The organism is Bradyrhizobium sp. USDA 4502, from assembly GCF_054063355.1.
This window is the reverse complement of sequence record NZ_JBSSGF010000001.1, coordinates 4,820,044-4,836,961: the sequence shown is the minus strand read 5'-3', so window position 1 is coordinate 4,836,961 and position 16,918 is coordinate 4,820,044. Positions and strand designations below refer to the sequence as shown.

The following is a 16,918-nucleotide window of genomic DNA, read 5'->3' as shown; positions in this document are numbered from 1 at the left end:
ACTGCCTCCGTTCCGCATCAGCCGCGGGCCTGCCGCAGCGGCTCGCGCGCATGCTCCTTCGAGCGCAGCAATGCATCGACGAAGATCGGCTCCCAGGAGCGGATGTGAGTGCGGAGCAGGGCGGTCAGCGCCTCGGTCTCGCCGGCGAGCGCGAGCTCGATCAACCGGTAATGTTCGGGCACTGACGCTTGCTGCCGCTCGTGGCCCGCGCGGGAGCTGATGCCGTAGAGCCGCATCTTGTCGCGCAGCCCCATCACCGTGTCGGTCAGCAGGTCGTTGCCGGCGGCGGCGATGAACTCGCGATGATAGTTGCGGTCGGCTTCCAGATAGAGCTGGACGTCGTCGGTCTCGACTGCCCTGGCGATCTGGTCGGCCCAGCCGCGCACGATTGTTAGATCCTTCGGCGGATTGGTGGCGACCAGCACGGCGGCGTGCAGCTCGAGCACTTCGCGCATGTCGAACAGGTTGCGCAGTTCGGTCAGCGTCGGCTCGACCACCTTGAAGCCGCGGTTGCGTATCGGCTCGACCAGACCGCCGCGGCTGAGCTCGAGCAGCGCCTCGCGCACCGGCGTCGAGGAGACGCCGAGGCTCGCCGCGAGACTCGGCACCGAATACATCGTGCCCGGAAGGCTCTGCCCGGAAATGATCTCGGCCCGCACCCGCTGCAGCACCTGTTCTCGCAAATTCTGGTCCATCGGTGGTCGTGGCCGCCTCTCGCTGGGAACTCCGATTCGTCGCTGATTATTACTTAGCCTTGACGCGGCCGGTAGCGTATGACGTAAATGTGTAACGCATTACAAAAATGCGTCACATGGATTGACTGGGATAGGTGAGACGGCGGTGAAACAGCGGCTGCCCGGCTATTGCACGCTTTGTCGCTCGCGCTGCGGTGCCGTCACCGTGGTCGAGGATGGGCGTCTTGTCGGTGTAGAGGTATTAAATAACCACCCGACCGGCGGCGCGCTTTGCGCCAAGGGCAGGGCGGCGCCCGAAATCGTCGCCAGCCCGCGCCGGCTGACCGTCCCGCTCAAGCGGACCCAGCCGCGCGGCGCCGCCGATCCGGGCTGGGTCGAGGTGTCGTGGGACGAGGCCTTGACCGAGATCGCCGCCCGGCTCGGTACGATCCGCGCGGAGAGCGGCGCCGAGGCGGTGGCGTTCGGCGTCACCACGCCGAGCGGCACGCCGATGGTCGACAGTTTCGAGTGGGTCGAGCGCTTCATCCGCGGCTTCGGCAGCCCGAACCTGATCTATGCGGTCGAGATCTGCGGCTGGCACAAGGACTATGCGCACGCGCTGACCTTCGGCCGCGGCATCGGCTTTCCCGATTACGACAATGCCGATGCGATTATCCTGTGGGGCCACAATCCGGCGCGGACCTGGCTTGCCCAGGCAACGCGGATCGCCGATGCGCGGCGGCGCGGCGCCAAGGTCGTGGTGATCGATCCCAAGCCGAACGGCTCGGGGCAGCAGGCCGATCTGTGGCTGCGCGTTCGTCCGGGCGCCGACGGCGCGCTCGCGATGGGCGCGATCCGTCACCTCATCGCTACCGGCAGCTTCGATGCGGATTTCGTCAGCGCATGGACCAATGGATCGCTGCTGGTCGATCGTGCGACGGGACGCTTCCTGCGCGCCGACGCGTTGTGGCCGGATGGCGCGCCGGAGGCCTTCGTTCGTCTCGATGCGTCGGGCGCGCCCGTGCCTTGCGACACGCGTTACGTGCCGGAGAGCTGTGGCCAGTTGCGTGGCGCGCTGCAGGTCCGCACACGCGACGGCGGGCTGATAGCGGCGGCTACCGCGTTCGAACTGCTCGTCGAGCGAGCCGCGCCATACACGCCGGCGCGCGTCGCGGAGCTGACCTGGCTTCCTGTCGAGGACGTCGACGCGTTCAACACGCTGCTCGCTCGCCGGCCGCGGCTCGCCTACCATTCCTGGACCGGCGTCGGCCAGCACACCAACGCGACCGCGATCGAGCGCACGATTGCAACGTTGTATGCGCTGACCGGCGCTTGCGATCGGCCCGGCGGCAATCGCTGGCCGGTGCCGCCGCCGACCCGCGCCCTCAACGACTACAATATCCTGTCGCCGGAGCAGCAGGCGAAGGCGCTGGGCATTACTGAGCTGCCGCTCGGCCCGCCGGCCAAGGGCTGGATCACGGCGCGCGATTTCAGCAGGGCCGTGCTTGACGGCGAGCCCTACCGGGTGCGCGCGCTGGTCGCCTTCGGCACCAACTTCGTCGTCTCGCAGGGCCATTCCGAGCGTAACCGCGCCGCGCTGAACGCGCTGGAATTCCAGGTTCATATCGACATGTTCATGAATCCGACCGCGGAGAGCGCCGATTTCGTGCTGCCGGCCAGCACTCCGTGGGAGCGCGATGCGCTCAAGATCGGATTCGAGATCACGCAGGAAGCTGTCGAGACCGTGCAGTTTCGCCCGCGCATGGTCGAGCCGGTCGGTGAGGTGAAGGCCGATTACGAGATCGCCGCCGCGCTCGCGCTCAAGCTCGGGATGGGCGACTTGTTCTTCGGCGGCGACATCAAGGCCGGGTGGAATTACCAGTTGGCGCCGCTCGGCATCGGTGTCGAGGATCTGCGCGACCATCCGGAAGGCCGCCGTTTCCCGCAGATCTTCCGCGACGAAAAATACGCCGTGGCGCGCGAGGACCGCACGGTTGCCGGATTCTCGACGCCGACGCGCCGCGTCGAGATCTATTCGGAGCTGATGCTGGGGCACGGGTATGATCCCTTGCCCGACCATGTCGAGCCGGTCGGCAGCCCGCTCACGGCAGCGCCGGATGCACGCTTTCCGCTCGTGCTTTCCACCGCCAAGAGCGGCTGGTTCGTTCACTCCTCTTATCGGCACGTCGCCTCGCTGCGGCGCAAGTCACCCGATCCGGCCGTCGAGATCAGTCCGCAGCTCGCCGCGCGGCGCGGCCTTGCCGAAGGCGACTGGGCCGTGGTCGAGACGCATGGCGGTGACGTGCGCCTGAAGGTGCGCCTCAATGCGGCGCTCGACGATCGCGTCGTCGTCGCCGAATTCGGCTGGTGGGAAGACTGTCCGCCGCTCGGCCGCGAGCGTTCCGCGACGGCAGGCATCCACACCCGCAACATCAATGCCGTGCTGCACGATGATGCGCGCGATCCGGTCAGCGGCTCCGTCCCGCTGCGCGCGATCGTCTGCGACATCAGGCGCGACGGCGTTGCCAGTCGTGGCCTGTGGAGCGGTCAGCGGCGGTTCACGCTCGGTGCGCGCCGCGCCGAGGCGGATAATGTCATCGCGCTCAACCTGCTGCCGCTTGACGATGGTCCGCTGCCCGACTTCCTGCCGGGCCAGCACGTGATGGTCTCGCTGCCCGGCGCAACGCAGGCACGGGCCTATTCGCTGACCGGATCGGGCGATCGGCCGGATGTGCTCTCGATAGCGGTGAAGGGGCGCTTCTTCAATGAGGCGCCGAGTGGCGATGCGCCGTTCTTCATGCCGGATCGTCTGCACCGTCTTGCCGTCGGAGACGAGGTCGTGCTGGAGCCGCCGGGCGGCATCTTCACGCCGCCATTGAAGGGGCCGCGGCCGCTGATCTTCCTCGCCGCCGGCATCGGCATCACGCCGTTCATCAGCCATCTCGAAACGCTGCAACGGATTGCCCCACAAGATCGCGTTGGCGAAATCCTGTTGCTCCACGGCTGTCGTAGCAGTCGGGAGCATCCGTTTGCCGTGCGGCTTGCGGAGCTGGAAACCGGTATTCCAGAGCTGAAGCGTATGACGTTCTATTCCGCGCCGTTCGCGCAGGACCCGATTGACTTGCATTCGTCGCGCAAGGGGAGGGTTGATCTCGAGCAGGTCGAGCCGCTGTTGCCGCGTTGGCCGCTGGTCTACATCTGCGGCTCGCCGGAATTCGTTGCGGCGCAGATCGAGGCCGTGACGGCGCTCGGCGTGCCGCGCTTCGACATTTTCGCCGAAAGCTTCGTGTCGCCGCCGTCGGTACCGAGCGATCTTGCGCCGCGCACCGTCCGCCTTCTGGGCAGCAAGCAGAATTTTTCCTGGCGGCCGGAGCAGGGGACGCTGCTTGATGCGGCGAGTGCGGCGGGCGTCGCGCTGCCGAGCGGCTGCCGTGTCGGGCAATGCGAAAGCTGCGCGGTTCAGGTCGTCGATGGGGAGTTCACCCATCTTGGCGCTGTCGATGGCAGCGAGGGACAGTGCCTCGCCTGCCAGGCCGTGCCGCTGACCGATCTGACGCTCGCGCTTTGATGACCGAACACGATTGAAGGCTGTAACCGCATTACCGGAAGGGGATCAGATTGATGACGAATGCAACGCACGATCAAACCGTGAGCTTGCGAAAACCTGTCGCGGACAACATCATAGCGCGATTTTCGCAAGCCCTGGTGGCGTTTGCGGAGCGCTGGTTTCCGGATGCCTACGTCTTCGTCCTGATCGCGGTGATTGCGGTCGCGATCGGCGCGATCCTGCATGGCGGTTCGCCGCTCGCCGTCAGCCGCGCGTTCGGTGACGGGTTCTGGAACCTGATTCCCTTCACGATGCAGATGGCGCTGGTCGCGATCGGCGGCTATGTCGTGGCGATGTCGCCGCCGGTGGCGGCGGTGCTGGCACGGCTCGCCAGCGTGCCGAAGACCGGGCGCGGCGCCGTGGTCTTCGTCGGCGTGCTCAGCATCTTTCTGTCGCTGCTGAACTGGGGCCTGAGCCTGATCTTCTCGGGTCTTCTGGTGCGGGAGATCGCTCGGCGCACTGACATCAGGCTCGACTACCGGGCGGCCGGCGCCGCGGGCTATCTCGGGCTCGGCTGCGGCTTCACGCTCGGCATCACGTCATCAGCTGCGCAGCTGCAGGCCAATGCCGGCAGCATCCCGGCGTCGCTCCTGCCGATCACCGGCGTGATCGGTTTCTCGGAAACCATCCTGACCTGGCAGAACATGATCACCGTCGCGATGGTGACCGTGGTCTCTGCTGCGATCTGCTATTTCACGACGCCGGCGCCCGAGCAGGCCAAGACGGCGGAAGACCTCGGCGTTGCGCTCGGCAATGATCGCATCGAGGCCAGGAAGCCGGCGCGTCCGGGCGACTGGCTGGAGTTCAGCCCGCTGCTGACGATCCTGATCGCGCTCCTTGCCGCCGGCTGGTTGTGGCAGACGTTCCAGTCGGGCAATCCGTTGATCACGCTGTCGGGCCTCAACACCTATAATTTCGTCTTCCTCATCCTCGGCATCGTGCTGCACTGGCGTCCGCGCAGCCTCATCGAGTCGTTCTCGAAGGCGATGCCGAGTGTCTCCGGCGTGCTGTTGCAGTTTCCGTTCTACGCCGGCATTGCGCAGATTTTGACCAAGGTCCCGAACAGCAGCGGCACGACGCTGTCGGACACGATCGCGCACTGGTTCGTCGGCGCCTCCAGCAATTCCACCGTGTTTTCGTTCCTGGTCGGAATCTATTCGGCGCTGCTCGGCTTCTTCGTGCCGTCGGCCGGCGGAAAGTGGATCATCGAGGCGCCCTACATCATGAAGGCGGCCAACGACATCGGCGCGCATCTCGGCTGGACCGTGATGGTCTACAACATCGCCGAGACGCTGCCGAACTTCATCAACCCGTTCTGGATGCTGCCGCTGCTCGGCATCCTCGGCCTGAAGTCGAAGGACCTGATCGGCTACACCTCGGTGCAGTTCTTCATCCATTTCCCGATCGTGATGCTGTTGGCGGCGATCCTGATGGCGACCTTCACCTATCACCCGCCGATCCTGCCCTGAGCGACCTTGGCCGGGCGCCGGGATGCACGGTGCCCGGCCAATTCAGCGCTCCACGACCGTCACCACCAAAACTGTGCTGTTTTTCCGCTGGCCGCGAATGAGGCGTCGCGCCGGGCTCTTATCTTTGGTCAGCCATTTCATTGACTGCCGCGCGGTTCGGCCGGATATTGCTGCGCGATACCCCGCGTTGTTCAAGGCCACCGCAATGAGACACGACCACCGCAGCTTGATGTGCGACATGCGAAACCGCATGCAGCATCGCTGCGTCTCGGCGGCGACCGGCGTCTGTTGTTGATCGCTCCAACAAGTCAAGCACCCGACAATCAGACAGGAGCGCCGTCGTCCGGCGATCGAACACGCATGTCCCAAGCCCAAATGTCTCAAGCCTATGTCATCGAAGTATCGGATCGGACCGCTGGTATCGTCGTCAGCGACAAAAGCGGCTTCTGCTTCTTCTCCTCGGATCGCGCCTTTGACGGCCTCGACGGTGGCTATTTCGGCTCCGCGCGCGCCGCGGAGCGCGCGGTGAGGGCGCATTTGCAGCGGCACCGCGAGGTCCGGGGCCGTGCGACGCGCGGTTGAGGCCGTTTCTCAGGAGGCCGCGGCGAGCGGCGGCGAGACCACCTGTGGTGCCTCGGGCACCTGCATGGCAGTCGTTGCCAGCTGGAAGCGGATGCCGTGCAACGAGCAGGTCAGCGGGATGCCGCGAAAGTCGTCGTGGAAGGCACGGATCCGGCGCGCCAGCTCGCCGGCGCTGATGTCGGTGGGGAGCTCGCACATCTCGCGGTACATCCACCGCGTGCTCTTGATTCCGCACCAGGCGATCTCCAATTCCGCCAACGGCGTGGGATCGCAGGCGAGATCGCGTGACATCCGCCAGAACAGATGGGCAAGCCGCACATAGGCGATCTGTTCGAGCCCGCGCACGCTGATCTTGTCGGGAATGATGAAGGTCTCGACCCCGACGATCGGGCCGGAATCGACGCGCGCGGCCATCACATGGGCCGTCGCGCCGAAGGTGCGGGCACCGTCATAGAGCGCGAAATGCGCCGGCGCCCAGCCGGGATATTGCGGCGGGCCGGGATGGAAATTGTAGGCGCCGTGGCCGAGCGCCGCCAGAATGTGCTCCGGCACGATGACGCTGGTGGTGAAGGCCAACAGCCGGGCCTCGCGCAAGACCTCCGGCTCGATCGCGGCGAGCTCGTCGGCCGTTACCGCGCAGCTGAACGACAGCGCCGGATTGTGCGCCTTCAATAGTTCGGTGAGCGCGAATTGCTGGTTGGCGACACCGGTAAGAAGGATGATTGTCTTCATGATGTCGATGTCCTTCCCTTGCTCTGTCTTTCCGGCGTTCATCAGCCGCGCTGCCCGGCCATCACGACGACGCTGCCGGCATCGCGGGATTGACCCACGGTGCGGAACAGGTCGGCCGGCAGCGTCTGCCACGGCGCGATCTCGATTATGCGGTTGTTCGCGCTTTTCGCGGCCGATTTCGCCGCGCGGATATCGTCCTGCCAGGGGCAGAGTGCGAGCTCGAGCCGGCCGAACCCGCCGCAATCGGCTGCGAACGCGCCGGTGACCGCCTCGATGCTGGCAGCCATTTCGCGCGCGTCGCTGGCCGCGATATCGCGCATGATCACGGTGATCGCATCATTCGAGGCCGCCTGCGACCGGATCACGATCATGGCGTCACGGCCGCCGCTGCGGCTGGCGCGCCGCGCGGCCCGCATCGCGACGCCGAATTCGGCATCCGGTCCAAGATCGCTGCTGTCGGTGGGCAGGTCGTGAACGACCGTGGTGTGGCGGGGCGTGCCGGCGTCTTCGGCCGGAGCGTGGTATGAGCGCGGCAGCCAGACGGTGTCGAGCGCCATCTGTGACGATGTCAGGCTCCAGGCCTGGTCGAGCAGATAGCCTTCCCAGACCGCGGGATAGGCGCTCGCGATGTGATGCCAGTTGCGCAGCACCGCTTCGGCGGCGGGCGAACGGGCGAGATAGAGGGTGCGCGCCGACATTTCCCACCGGTTCCATTTGTGAAGCGCGATGTCGCATGCGAGGGACGACGGCAGCATTGGCGGCTCGCTGAGGACTGCGTCGGCCTCGATGAACAGCAGCGGCTCACGATGCTGCTCCCACATCCGCAGCAAGAAGGCGGATTTCTCTGCTGCGCGCATGTGCTCGCCGTCTGCGGTGTCGATCGGTGCGATATCGCAGGGGATCCGAAATTCGGCCAGCTTGTCGCGGAGAGCGCGGGCATGGTCGTCGCCGCAAGCGCGGGGATAGCAGGAGACCACGCGCAGCGATGCCTCGGACCTTGAGCCTTGCTCGGGCGCGATCGGGCGCCAATTGAGGCCGCCCCACCACATCTCATGCGGGCCATCGAAGCTCGGCCCGATCGTTCCGAAGTCGGTCAACTTGGACTTCAGGAAGTCGAAGGCGGGATTCTCGCCGAAGGGGACGACGACCGCGCAGTCGGCGCGAAGCGACCGGCAAAGCATCTCGGCGGCGGGGCCGCTCGGCGGCTCGACGAGGATGATGACGCCATGGTCCCTCGCCGGCGCCGAGCCGGCCTGATGGACGACCGCGGGTCCGAGCCGCTCCGACAACCATGCGAGCCGCCGGCGCTGCGCCGCGCTCATCCGGATGCCGTTCGCCGCCAGCAATTGGTCGAAGTTCGTCTGCAAGCCGTCCGCTTGCGCCGTGTCAACAGAAATCATGCCCGCACTACCCCTCGTTAACCTTCTACGTGCGGGGCGGGCCGGATCAGGCGGACAAATCAGCTGTCGTTGTTCGTTGTCGGCATGCCTCTGGCGCTGCGCCAGGTCAGTGTGGCCGAAGCGGCGCCGTTGCCGTCGCGGTCCGCGACCGCAAGGATGCGGTCATGGTCGAGGGCGGTCAGCGCGACCGTGTAGATGGCGACGTCGTCTTCGAAGCCGTCGACGGGGATGAGCAGCATGCCGTCGTCACTGGTGGCGCGGAAGTGACGGCCGCGCCGTTTGAGGCCGACATCGATGAGCCGTCCCTCGGCGATCGCTGTCACGTTCGAACCCTCGGCGGCTTTCGCGGCGCTCTCGCCATATTGGACCGTGATGCCGTGGAGCATCCCGTCGCGGGTGAGCTTGGCCAGCGGCAATGCGATGGTCGCGATTGCCATCCGGCGCGACAGCGGGATCCGCAGGCGAAGATCGCCGAGCCCGGTGTGATAGACGCTGATCGCCTCCAGCGACGCCTGGCCGTTCCGATCGAACAGACCGACCTGCAGCGTCCCGCACAGCGCTTCGCCGAACACGCTAGCGGGCAGGCGATTGGCGCCGAACAGCGTGTAGAGATAGGCATGCGACGGCGACAGGGCGGCAAAGCTGCCCGCCAGCCACATCGGGGGCGCCGGAGCCGTGCAGGCGGTCATGAGGCCGCGGGCGATGATGCTATCATTGACGAAGTCGGCATCGAGCAATGGCGCCAGCGCCGGGGTGCCGAGATTGACGTCATGCTTGATGCCGCCGAGCAGCGCGAGCTCATCATCGTCCGGCAGCAGCAGCAGGAGGCGGCCGAGCACGGCGGCCGTCCAGCGCGCCGCGACCGCGGGGGCGGCATCGGGCTGCAATCCGTAGCGTGGTGCCAGCTCGCGGGCGCGCGAAACATAGGCCAGCGTTCCGGATTGCACCTCGGTCGCCAGCGCCAGTTGGGCGGCCGGGCGCTGATCACCCTCGCGCAATACCTCACCGTCGCGATAATCCCGCGCCGATCCTTCCGTGGAACAGCACAGCTGCTCCAGCAATGCGACGTTGCGGATCAGCATGCGCTTGACGTGCGGCGTGACGACGCGATCAGAGACCAGGCCCTCCGCGGTGTCGTCATCGGAGATGCCGTCGAAGGCATCGTCAAGCGTCAGCAGATAGGCGCCGTGCAGGCGGATGCGGATGCCCTCGCGATCGAAAATTCGCCGCAACGACTTCTGCACGCTTGCGGAATAGCCGAGGTCGACCAGGATCAGATCGGTGCAGCCGTCGAAATCCCGGATATGCGCGCGAAGATAGGTCAGCAAACGGGTCCGGACACCGGCAGCGATATCGGTGATCTCGCGCGGGTCCATCAGATCGGGCAGGGCGTCGGCGAGTTCGCGGCCGCTGGCAATGCCGTCGGGATACTGCGCGAAGAACTTCATCACGGCGGGCGGCTGCACCTTGACGATGTCGATAAAGGTCGCCGCGTCGATCTTGACGACCCGGCTCAGCAGCTCACAGAGTGGTTCGAGCGTATCGGCAGACCCGACCAGGCTGACGCGACGATTGATCTCGATATAGGCGCCGGTCTCGCCGTGGTTTGCCTGCCAGACGCGATGCGGCAGCAGGCCGTCGCGGCCGAGGAAGCAGACCGCAACGCGCGCGCCCTCGCGAGCAAGCGCGCTGCGCCGCGCGGCAATGAATGCGTCGAACGCCGCCATCACGGGGCCGAGCACGGTCACGCCGAGGTTGAAGGCGGGAGAATGCTCCGCGCTCTTCGCCGTCACCGCGCGCCGCAGCGTGCGGGCGCCGCAATCGAGCCGCGACGGCTGATCGGGACACAGCAATTCGAAGATCGATGCTTCGCGTTGAAACTTGGAAGCCAGCGCCGCGCCGGCCTGCGGGTAGTAGCGCGGACGGATGCCGTGACGGCGCGCGCCGTTGACATCCGCGGTGTGGTTGTCGCCGACATGGAACGAGCTTGCCGCGTCGATGCCTTGCTCGGCGAGATAGGCTTCAAACAGTGCCTCGCTCTTGCTGCTGCCGTGATCGCAGGACGCATAGAGGAAATCCCAGCTCAGCCCGGGACTGCAGCAACGCAGCAGCTGCGCGAGTTGGTCTGTGCTCCAGTAGGTGTCGGAAATGAAACCGACGCGAAAACCGCCGCGCTTCATGTCCAGATATTGCTCGAGCATTTCGGGATTGGCGCGGCACAGCTCGAGCTCGGTCTCGAACTCGATCTGCGCAAGATCCTGCAACGCATCGCGGGTCAGGCCGAACAGCCTGAACGGAAAGTATTTGTAGATGTCGGCGATGCGCACTTCAGTTGAGCCGCACCGCTCCTGCGATACTTTGCGCGCCCGCGCCTCCGCCTGGATTCGATGCTGAACGAAACTGACGGACATGTTCGGAAATTTTTCAGCAATGCAGGAACGCTGAAAAACCCCTTCAAATACGCCATCCGCCGTCGTGCAGGCGCGCAACAGAAATGTATCGAAAACATCGAATGAACATGCAGAAACATTCTGCGCTCGACGCGTCGCGTCGACCGTCATGATTGTCATGCGCAAAATTCCCGCCAGTCCTCATGCGTTGAACGCGCGCGTGAGACAAATCAGGCGCGACAGTTCAAAAAAGTTGATGCGGGATTCGAAAACGCGCGCTTCGCGACTGACAGATTCAAAAAATCCGATAACGTCGAAACAGTGATTCGGAAAAAATTGCCTAGTCGCAATCGTCGAATGCAAGATGGCGACCAACGGCGGTGAGTCACTCGCATGCTCGGCGCATGCATGGGTTCGCGTGGCGTTAGTTGGTGTGACAACAGCGTTTTCCGACGCGACGATCTCTTCCGCGGAAATGCGAGGCGATGCTGAACGACTGCTCCAAACTCCGTCGCATTTTTCCCTGCGCCAAAGCGCAGCGGCAGCTTTTGCCGGGCGGTCGGCAAAAACATCCGGCTAAGCATTTGAAAAATAACAAAAAAAGTTCGCCTGGTTTGCTGACGCTCTCCGTTCAACGCTCAGAAGCCGCATGGAATGTGTGCCAGCGGCGTTGGTTGGAGAGCGGCGGATGAGTTACGCGCTTGATATGAGGGCACCGGCCGAAGTGGAGGCCACGCCGGCCGCGGTTGCGCCGGCCGAAGCGGCTGCTCCGTGGAGCAACGTTCCGACCGTTGCCGATGCGGGTCCGCTCGACACCGTCGAGATCCACGACGAAGACAAGGAATTGCTCGACCGTCTCGCCGCCGGCGACGAGACGGCGTTCCGTGCTCTGGTCGAACGTCACGTCGATCGCGCCTACGCGATCGCGCTGCGCATCGTCGGCAACGCCGCCGACGCCGAGGACGTGGTGCAGGACACGATGCTGAAGGTGTGGACGCATCGCGGCCGCTGGCAGCATGGCCGCGCCAAGTTCTCGACCTGGCTCTATCGTGTCGTCAGCAACCGCTGCATCGATCTGCGCCGCAAGCCGCGCACCGAGAATGTCGATGTCGTGCCCGAGGTCGCCGACACCCAGCTCGATGCCTCCGCCGTGATCGAGCGCAACGAGATCGGCAATCTGCTGGAGGTCGCGATGCAGCGGCTGCCCGAGCAGCAGCGCGTCGCGGTGATCCTCTCCTATCACGAGAACATGAGCAACGGCGAGATCGCCGAGGTCATGGATACGACCGTGGCCGCGGTGGAGTCGCTGTTGAAGCGAGGACGGCAGCAGCTGCGCGAGATGCTGAAGCGGCACGAGCGCGACCTGCGCGGCGCGTTTACCGACTGCTAACCATAAATTCCGGCTTCTGAAGATTTTGCGCCTGACCACCGGCGGCCGACCCGTTTGATCGGGCGGACGGGGGCTGGATCCGCGTCACCTCTCATTTTTCACGATGCGGCATGCCATGCCCATCAGCACAGGAGCTACTCATGCCGGCAATCTCCACCAACACCGCCGCGAACTCCGCGGTCCGTTACCTCAACATCAACTCGCAGCAGGAAACCAGCGCGCTGTCGAAGCTGTCGAGCGGCTCGCGCATCACCTCGGCTTCCGACGATGCGGCCGGCCTTGCGATCTCGACCCGCATCTCCTCCGACATCACGACGCTGCAGCAGGCCGCCACCAACGCGGCGCAGGCGACCTCGATCCTGCAGACCGCCGACGGCGGCGCCTCCAATATCTCGGACATCCTGGCCCGCATGAAGTCGCTGGCTTCCGAGTCCGCCTCCGGCACCGTGGCCGATTCCAGCCGCGCCTACATCAACTCGGAATTCACGCAGCTCAAGGGCGAAATCGACTCGATCGCCAGCGGCACCCGCTACAGCAGCCAGAGCTTGCTCGACGGTTCGAGCGTGTTCTCCTCGGGCGTCTCGGTGCTGGTCGGTTCGACCTCGGCCGACACCATCACGATCACGCTGACGAGCCTCACGGCCTCGTCGCTGTCCGTGACGTCGCTCGATGTGTCCAGTCTGTCGAGCGCCACCAGCGCGATGACGGCTCTCGACACCGCGATCGACAAGGTTTCGTCCGCACGCGCCGAGATCGGTGCTCAGGAATCCCGCTTCAACTTCAGCGCTGACTCGATCTCGACCCAGACCCAGAACCTGCAGTCGGCGAACTCGGCGATCAAGGACGTCGATATCGCTTCCGAGCAGGCGACGCTGTCCTCGGCCGAGGTGAAGACCCAGGCCGCGGTCTCGGCGGAAACCGCGGCGAACCAGATGCCGCAGTACCTGCTGAAGCTGCTCGGCTAATTCGAAAGATCGATCGGGCCGGCATGATGCCGGCCCGATTCCTATCGCGGCGGAAGTGTCGACATGACGGTTAGCAGCGCCACCTCGAGCACATCAGGCACGACGTCGACCAGTTCCGCCAGCACGGTGACAACGACCGGCACGACCAATTCGACCAGCATCGATTGGGATGCCCTGATCGAGGCCGAGGTCAACGCCAAGCTCGCATCGGCGACCTCGATCACCACGACGATCACCGCGAACCAGGCCAAGATCACGGCCTATCAATCGCTGCAGACCGAGCTGTCGACGCTGGCGGACCGGGTTGTCGTCGCTCAGCACGTCGATCATTAATTCGATTGCCACCAACGCGTTCGCCACCCGGGCGGCGACGATCTCGTCCACCGGTGACGTCAGCGCCTCGTCGGCGCTCAACATGAGCGTCAACAGCGGCTCGGCGACCGGCGATCACACGCTCCAGATCACCCAGCTCGCAACCGCGCAGAAGGTGATCGGCTCCTCGCAGCCGAGCAGCTCGACGGCGCTGGGCCTCTCCGGCACTTTCTCGCTCGGCCTGTCCGGCGGCACCAGCACGGCGATCTCGATCACCAGCGGCATGTCGATGCAGGATATCGTCGACACCATCAACGCCCAGACCTCGACCACCAATGTCCAGGCCTCCATCGTCCAGGTGTCGAGCGGGTCCTACGAGATGGTGCTGACGGGGACGCAGGACGCCGCTGACATCGCCTATTCGTCGACGTCGGGCGATGACATCCTGAACAAGCTCGGCGTCACCGACACGTCCGGGGCGTTCACCGACGTGCTGCAGAAGTCGCAGTCCGCGGAGTTCACCCTCGACGGCATCGCGCTCACGCGTAACACCAACGACATTTCCGACGTCCTGTCCGGCGTCACGTTCGACCTGCTGCAGCCGACGCCGAGCGGCACCAGCCTCAACATCAGCATCGAGACCGACACCAGCCAGATCACGTCAGCGCTGCAGACCTTCGTCACCAACTACAACGCATTTCGCGACCAGGTGATCGCGCAGTCGGCGCAGAATTCCGACGGCACGGCCGCGTCGAGCGCGGTGCTGTTCGGCGACAGCACGATGCGCGATCTCATGACCCAGCTGCAGCAGGTGCTCAGCGGGACGGTCGGCGGCATGACGATGGCCGATCTCGGCCTGTCCTTCAATGAGAACAACGAGCTCCAGCTCGATACCGGAACGCTGTCGACGGTGCTGACGCAAAATCTCGCCGGCGTCACCCAGCTGCTGTCGGCGCAGACCGCCACTTCGTCCAGCCAGCTCAGTGTGGTCAATACCGGCACATCGCCGCAATCCTTCACGCTCGACCTCACGGTGGACTCCACCGGTACGCTGACCGGAGCCTCGGTCGGCGGCGACAGCTCCCGCTTTTCGGTGGTCGGCAACACCATCATCGGCAATTCAGGAACGATCTACGCCGGTATGGCCTTCACCTATACGGGCTCGACCTCGCAATCGATCACGGTGACATCGTCGTCCGGTTTGGCGACGCAGCTCTACCAGCTCGCGCACACCAGTTCCGGCACCAGCGGTCAACTCCAGACCATGATCTCCAACTTGCAGTCGCGCGATACCGACCTGCAGTCCCAGGTCAGCGACATTCAGAGCAATGCGGCGACGTTCAAGGCTCAGCTGCAGGTTCAATACGCCAATTACCAGGCGGCCATCGAAAGCGCGAACAACACGCTGGGCTACCTGAAAGCACTCCTAGACGCATCATCGAGTAACTAATGACCCAAAACGCGACCGCCTACCACGCCAACAATGCCTATCGATCCGCCGCAGTGGCGGTGCCGCCGCTGAAGGCGGTGGTGATGCTGTGCGACGGCGCGATCACGCTGTTGCAGAAGGCGCTGGAAGCGCACGAGGCGAAGCGCTTCGAGGAAGGGCACATCTATCTGACGCGGGCGACCGCGATCCTGCGCGGGCTGAGCCACAATCTCGATTTCACCCGTGGCGGCGCGATGGCCGATCGTCTCTACCGCACCTATAGCGCCCTGATCATGGCGTGCCTGCGCTCCTATGGCCGGCCGCAGGCCAGGGAGAATTTCCGGCGCATCATCGCGAGCCTGGCGGAACTGCGCGACGCCTGGAAGTTCGTCGAGGCGACCGCCGGCAAGGCCGCCAAGGCCAGGGCACTCGACAAGACGCTCGAATCAGCCGCCGGCCGCTGAGCTTGGAGAGGGCCGCGAATCACCCGACGAGGGCGCTTAGCCGGCGCAGCAAAGGGCCTGAGCGGGCGCCCTGGTTGGGGAAAATAGCCGTGCGGCAAGCACCTTGCTGGACCTGATGCGGCAGCGGCGGAAATTGATTTCCGCCGTCCTGCGAATGCTTTATGACAGCCTTGGCGACGAGGCTGGATCTGCGCGCGCGATGGACGTTGCGACATTCGAAGACCTGATCGACCGGCTGGGGGAGGATCTGTCCCGCTGGCCCGACGATCAACGTCTTGCCGCCGTCCAGCTCCTGGCATCTTCGGCCGAGGCGCGGACGCTCTACGAAGAGGCGAGTGCGGTACGCGGCGGGCTCGCGGCGCCGCCGGTTCGCGCACCCAAGGGTCTTGCCGACCGCATCGTGACCGCGGCGGCGAAGTTGCCCCAGAAGCCCGCTTCGGGGCCGGCCTCGGCTGACGATCAGCCGAACGATGCACAAGCACCGGGCCAATCCGCACAGCAAGGCAAGGTGCTGCCTGCGCTGCTGCTGGCCCTCTGCCTGTTGCCCGCATTGACGCCGCCGGCATTGATGCTCGGCGAGCCGGATCTGCCGATCAGCCTTTCGCTCTAAAACGCTGCGCATTGCCGTTGCAGCTCTCCGCGGGCTCTCGCGGCGAGATGCACGCCTGCGAGCCATGAACCTGCCACGGACACGGCAAATTCTGCCGATTCATCAAGTGATTCCGGGTGGATGAATCCGCGCCTGAAATCGGCGCGTCATCCGTTCTATCTGCGAACGACATCACGACCCCAATGTTCCACCGCGTTCCGTCGCGCATTCCGCGGCGAAGAGAGCCTTGTCATGACCGTCTCCTCGGCAACCTCTGCTGCAACCTCCACCACGTCGAGCTCGTCGTCGAGCGCGTCGATGGGAATGAGCTCGACCGATTTCCTCAACCTTCTCGTCAGCGAGCTGCAAAACCAGGATCCGCTGAACGCCACCAGCACGACCGACTTCATCAACCAGCTCACCTCCTACGCCAACTTCACCGAGCAGCAGTCGACCAACGCCAGCATGACATCGCTGGCGAGCTCGTTCTCGAGCCTCGTGGCGCTCAACTCGGTCAACTATATCGGCCACACCGTCGAGGCGAAGACGAACACGGCGGAACTGACCAACGGCTCGGCGACCTTCGGCTACTCGCTCACATCGGCCGCGTCCAACGTCGCGATCACGATCCAGGACTCCTCGGGCAACACGGTGTGGAGCGGCAAGGGAACCGGAACCGCCGGCTCCAACACCTTCACCTGGAACGGCCAGACCTCCGACGGGACCCAGCTCAAGGACGGCGGCCAGTACACGATTCAGGTGACCGCGACCGACTCCGCCGGAAACTCGCTGCTCAGCTACACCACGATGACGGGAACGGTGACCGGCATCGATGCCTCCGGCTCGACGCCGTCGCTGCTCGTGAACGGCGTCCCCGTCAGCGCCGCCAACATCATCGGCGTCACGTCCTGATTG

Annotated in this window: 14 protein-coding genes and 1 pseudogene; 10 read left to right on the top strand and 5 right to left on the bottom strand. The window is 65.0% G+C overall.

Translation table 11 applies throughout. The features are described 5' to 3' along the window. Window positions 1-17 precede the first annotated feature (17 nt). Window positions 18-695 (bottom strand): GntR family transcriptional regulator, encoded by a 678-nt coding sequence (locus ACVW1B_RS22605; protein ID WP_253607677.1) that lies wholly within the window; start codon window positions 693-695, stop codon window positions 18-20. Window positions 696-840: 145 nt separating this feature from the next. Between ACVW1B_RS22605 and ACVW1B_RS22600 the strand changes: the two genes are divergently transcribed. Further along, on the top strand, window positions 841-4,242 hold the full coding sequence (locus tag ACVW1B_RS22600; protein ID WP_253607678.1) for a molybdopterin-dependent oxidoreductase: 3,402 nt from the start codon (window positions 841-843) through the stop codon (window positions 4,240-4,242). Window positions 4,243-4,295: 53 nt separating this feature from the next. Next, window positions 4,296-5,750: a short-chain fatty acid transporter gene (locus ACVW1B_RS22595; RefSeq protein WP_253607679.1), complete on the top strand. Its 1,455-nt coding sequence runs from the start codon at window positions 4,296-4,298 to the stop codon at window positions 5,748-5,750. A 42-nt stretch (window positions 5,751-5,792) separates the two neighbouring features. Here the strand turns inward: ACVW1B_RS22595 and ACVW1B_RS22590 are convergent, their stop codons facing one another. Then, window positions 5,793-5,990, bottom strand: a complete 198-nt coding sequence (locus ACVW1B_RS22590; RefSeq protein WP_253607680.1) for a hypothetical protein — start codon at window positions 5,988-5,990, stop codon at window positions 5,793-5,795. Window positions 5,991-6,110: 120 nt separating this feature from the next. Between ACVW1B_RS22590 and ACVW1B_RS22585 the strand changes: the two genes are divergently transcribed. Continuing rightward, window positions 6,111-6,332: a hypothetical protein gene (locus ACVW1B_RS22585; RefSeq protein ID WP_253607681.1), complete on the top strand. Its 222-nt coding sequence runs from the start codon at window positions 6,111-6,113 to the stop codon at window positions 6,330-6,332. Between the two features lie 9 nt (window positions 6,333-6,341). Here ACVW1B_RS22585 and ACVW1B_RS22580 read toward each other — a convergent pair whose 3' ends face one another. From ACVW1B_RS22580 to ACVW1B_RS22570, 3 genes are read right to left on the bottom strand one after another with little or no spacing between them, the layout of a single operon-like run. After that, window positions 6,342-7,067, bottom strand: coding sequence for a formyltransferase family protein (locus ACVW1B_RS22580; protein WP_253609932.1), 726 nt, complete (start codon window positions 7,065-7,067; stop codon window positions 6,342-6,344). 38 nt (window positions 7,068-7,105) lie between these two features. Continuing rightward, window positions 7,106-8,464 carry a hypothetical protein gene (locus ACVW1B_RS22575; RefSeq protein WP_456822276.1) on the bottom strand — a complete coding sequence of 453 codons (1,359 nt, stop codon included), beginning with the start codon at window positions 8,462-8,464 and terminating at the stop codon, window positions 7,106-7,108. A gap of 59 nt (window positions 8,465-8,523) precedes the next feature. Further along, a complete protein-coding gene (locus tag ACVW1B_RS22570; RefSeq protein WP_456822275.1) occupies window positions 8,524-10,875 on the bottom strand; it encodes a hypothetical protein in 2,352 nt (783 codons plus the stop codon). A 464-nt stretch (window positions 10,876-11,339) separates the two neighbouring features. On the opposite strand from ACVW1B_RS22570, the gene ACVW1B_RS22565 reads away from it, so the two are divergent. The 7 genes and pseudogenes from ACVW1B_RS22565 (at window position 11,340) to ACVW1B_RS22535 (ending at window position 16,915) form a co-directional block, all read left to right on the top strand. Next, complete coding sequence (locus ACVW1B_RS22565; RefSeq protein WP_253607684.1) at window positions 11,340-11,546, top strand: hypothetical protein; 207 nt, start codon at window positions 11,340-11,342, stop codon at window positions 11,544-11,546. Continuing rightward, on the top strand, window positions 11,543-12,244 hold the full coding sequence (locus ACVW1B_RS22560) for an RNA polymerase sigma factor (RefSeq protein ID WP_028336955.1): 702 nt from the start codon (window positions 11,543-11,545) through the stop codon (window positions 12,242-12,244). Before ACVW1B_RS22565 ends, ACVW1B_RS22560 begins: the two co-directional genes overlap by 4 nt. A 140-nt stretch (window positions 12,245-12,384) precedes the next feature. Beyond that, window positions 12,385-13,209 (top strand): flagellin, encoded by an 825-nt coding sequence (locus ACVW1B_RS22555; protein ID WP_028336954.1) that lies wholly within the window; start codon window positions 12,385-12,387, stop codon window positions 13,207-13,209. 63 nt (window positions 13,210-13,272) lie between these two features. Beyond that, window positions 13,273-14,971: pseudogene (gene fliD, locus ACVW1B_RS22550) on the top strand (flagellar filament capping protein FliD). Next, window positions 14,971-15,414: a flagellar export chaperone FliS gene (locus tag ACVW1B_RS22545; RefSeq protein ID WP_253607687.1), complete on the top strand. Its 444-nt coding sequence runs from the start codon at window positions 14,971-14,973 to the stop codon at window positions 15,412-15,414. Before fliD ends, ACVW1B_RS22545 begins: the two are co-directional and overlap by 1 nt. 103 nt (window positions 15,415-15,517) lie before the next feature. Continuing rightward, window positions 15,518-16,024 (top strand): hypothetical protein, encoded by a 507-nt coding sequence (locus ACVW1B_RS22540; protein WP_456792591.1) that lies wholly within the window; start codon window positions 15,518-15,520, stop codon window positions 16,022-16,024. A gap of 231 nt (window positions 16,025-16,255) precedes the next feature. Then, window positions 16,256-16,915, top strand: a complete 660-nt coding sequence (locus ACVW1B_RS22535) for a flagellar hook assembly protein FlgD (RefSeq protein WP_456822274.1) — start codon at window positions 16,256-16,258, stop codon at window positions 16,913-16,915. The last annotated feature ends 3 nt before the right edge of the window (window positions 16,916-16,918 follow it).

Bases quoted from the DNA above. Each gene is read 5' to 3' on its own strand.
- ACVW1B_RS22595 (WP_253607679.1), top strand. From the start codon at position 4,296: ATGACGAATGCAACGCACGATCAAACCGTGAGCTTGCGAAAACCTGTC.
- ACVW1B_RS22545 (WP_253607687.1), top strand. From the start codon at position 14,971: ATGACCCAAAACGCGACCGCCTACCACGCCAACAATGCCTATCGATCC.
- ACVW1B_RS22575 (WP_456822276.1), bottom strand. From the start codon at position 8,464: ATGATTTCTGTTGACACGGCGCAAGCGGACGGCTTGCAGACGAACTTC.
- ACVW1B_RS22585 (WP_253607681.1), top strand. From the start codon at position 6,111: ATGTCCCAAGCCCAAATGTCTCAAGCCTATGTCATCGAAGTATCGGAT.
- ACVW1B_RS22565 (WP_253607684.1), top strand. From the start codon at position 11,340: ATGCTGAACGACTGCTCCAAACTCCGTCGCATTTTTCCCTGCGCCAAA.
- ACVW1B_RS22605 (WP_253607677.1), bottom strand. From the start codon at position 695: ATGGACCAGAATTTGCGAGAACAGGTGCTGCAGCGGGTGCGGGCCGAG.
- ACVW1B_RS22560 (WP_028336955.1), top strand. From the start codon at position 11,543: ATGAGTTACGCGCTTGATATGAGGGCACCGGCCGAAGTGGAGGCCACG.
- ACVW1B_RS22555 (WP_028336954.1), top strand. From the start codon at position 12,385: ATGCCGGCAATCTCCACCAACACCGCCGCGAACTCCGCGGTCCGTTAC.
- ACVW1B_RS22590 (WP_253607680.1), bottom strand. From the start codon at position 5,990: ATGTCGCACATCAAGCTGCGGTGGTCGTGTCTCATTGCGGTGGCCTTG.
- ACVW1B_RS22535 (WP_456822274.1), top strand. From the start codon at position 16,256: ATGACCGTCTCCTCGGCAACCTCTGCTGCAACCTCCACCACGTCGAGC.
- ACVW1B_RS22570 (WP_456822275.1), bottom strand. From the start codon at position 10,875: ATGTCCGTCAGTTTCGTTCAGCATCGAATCCAGGCGGAGGCGCGGGCG.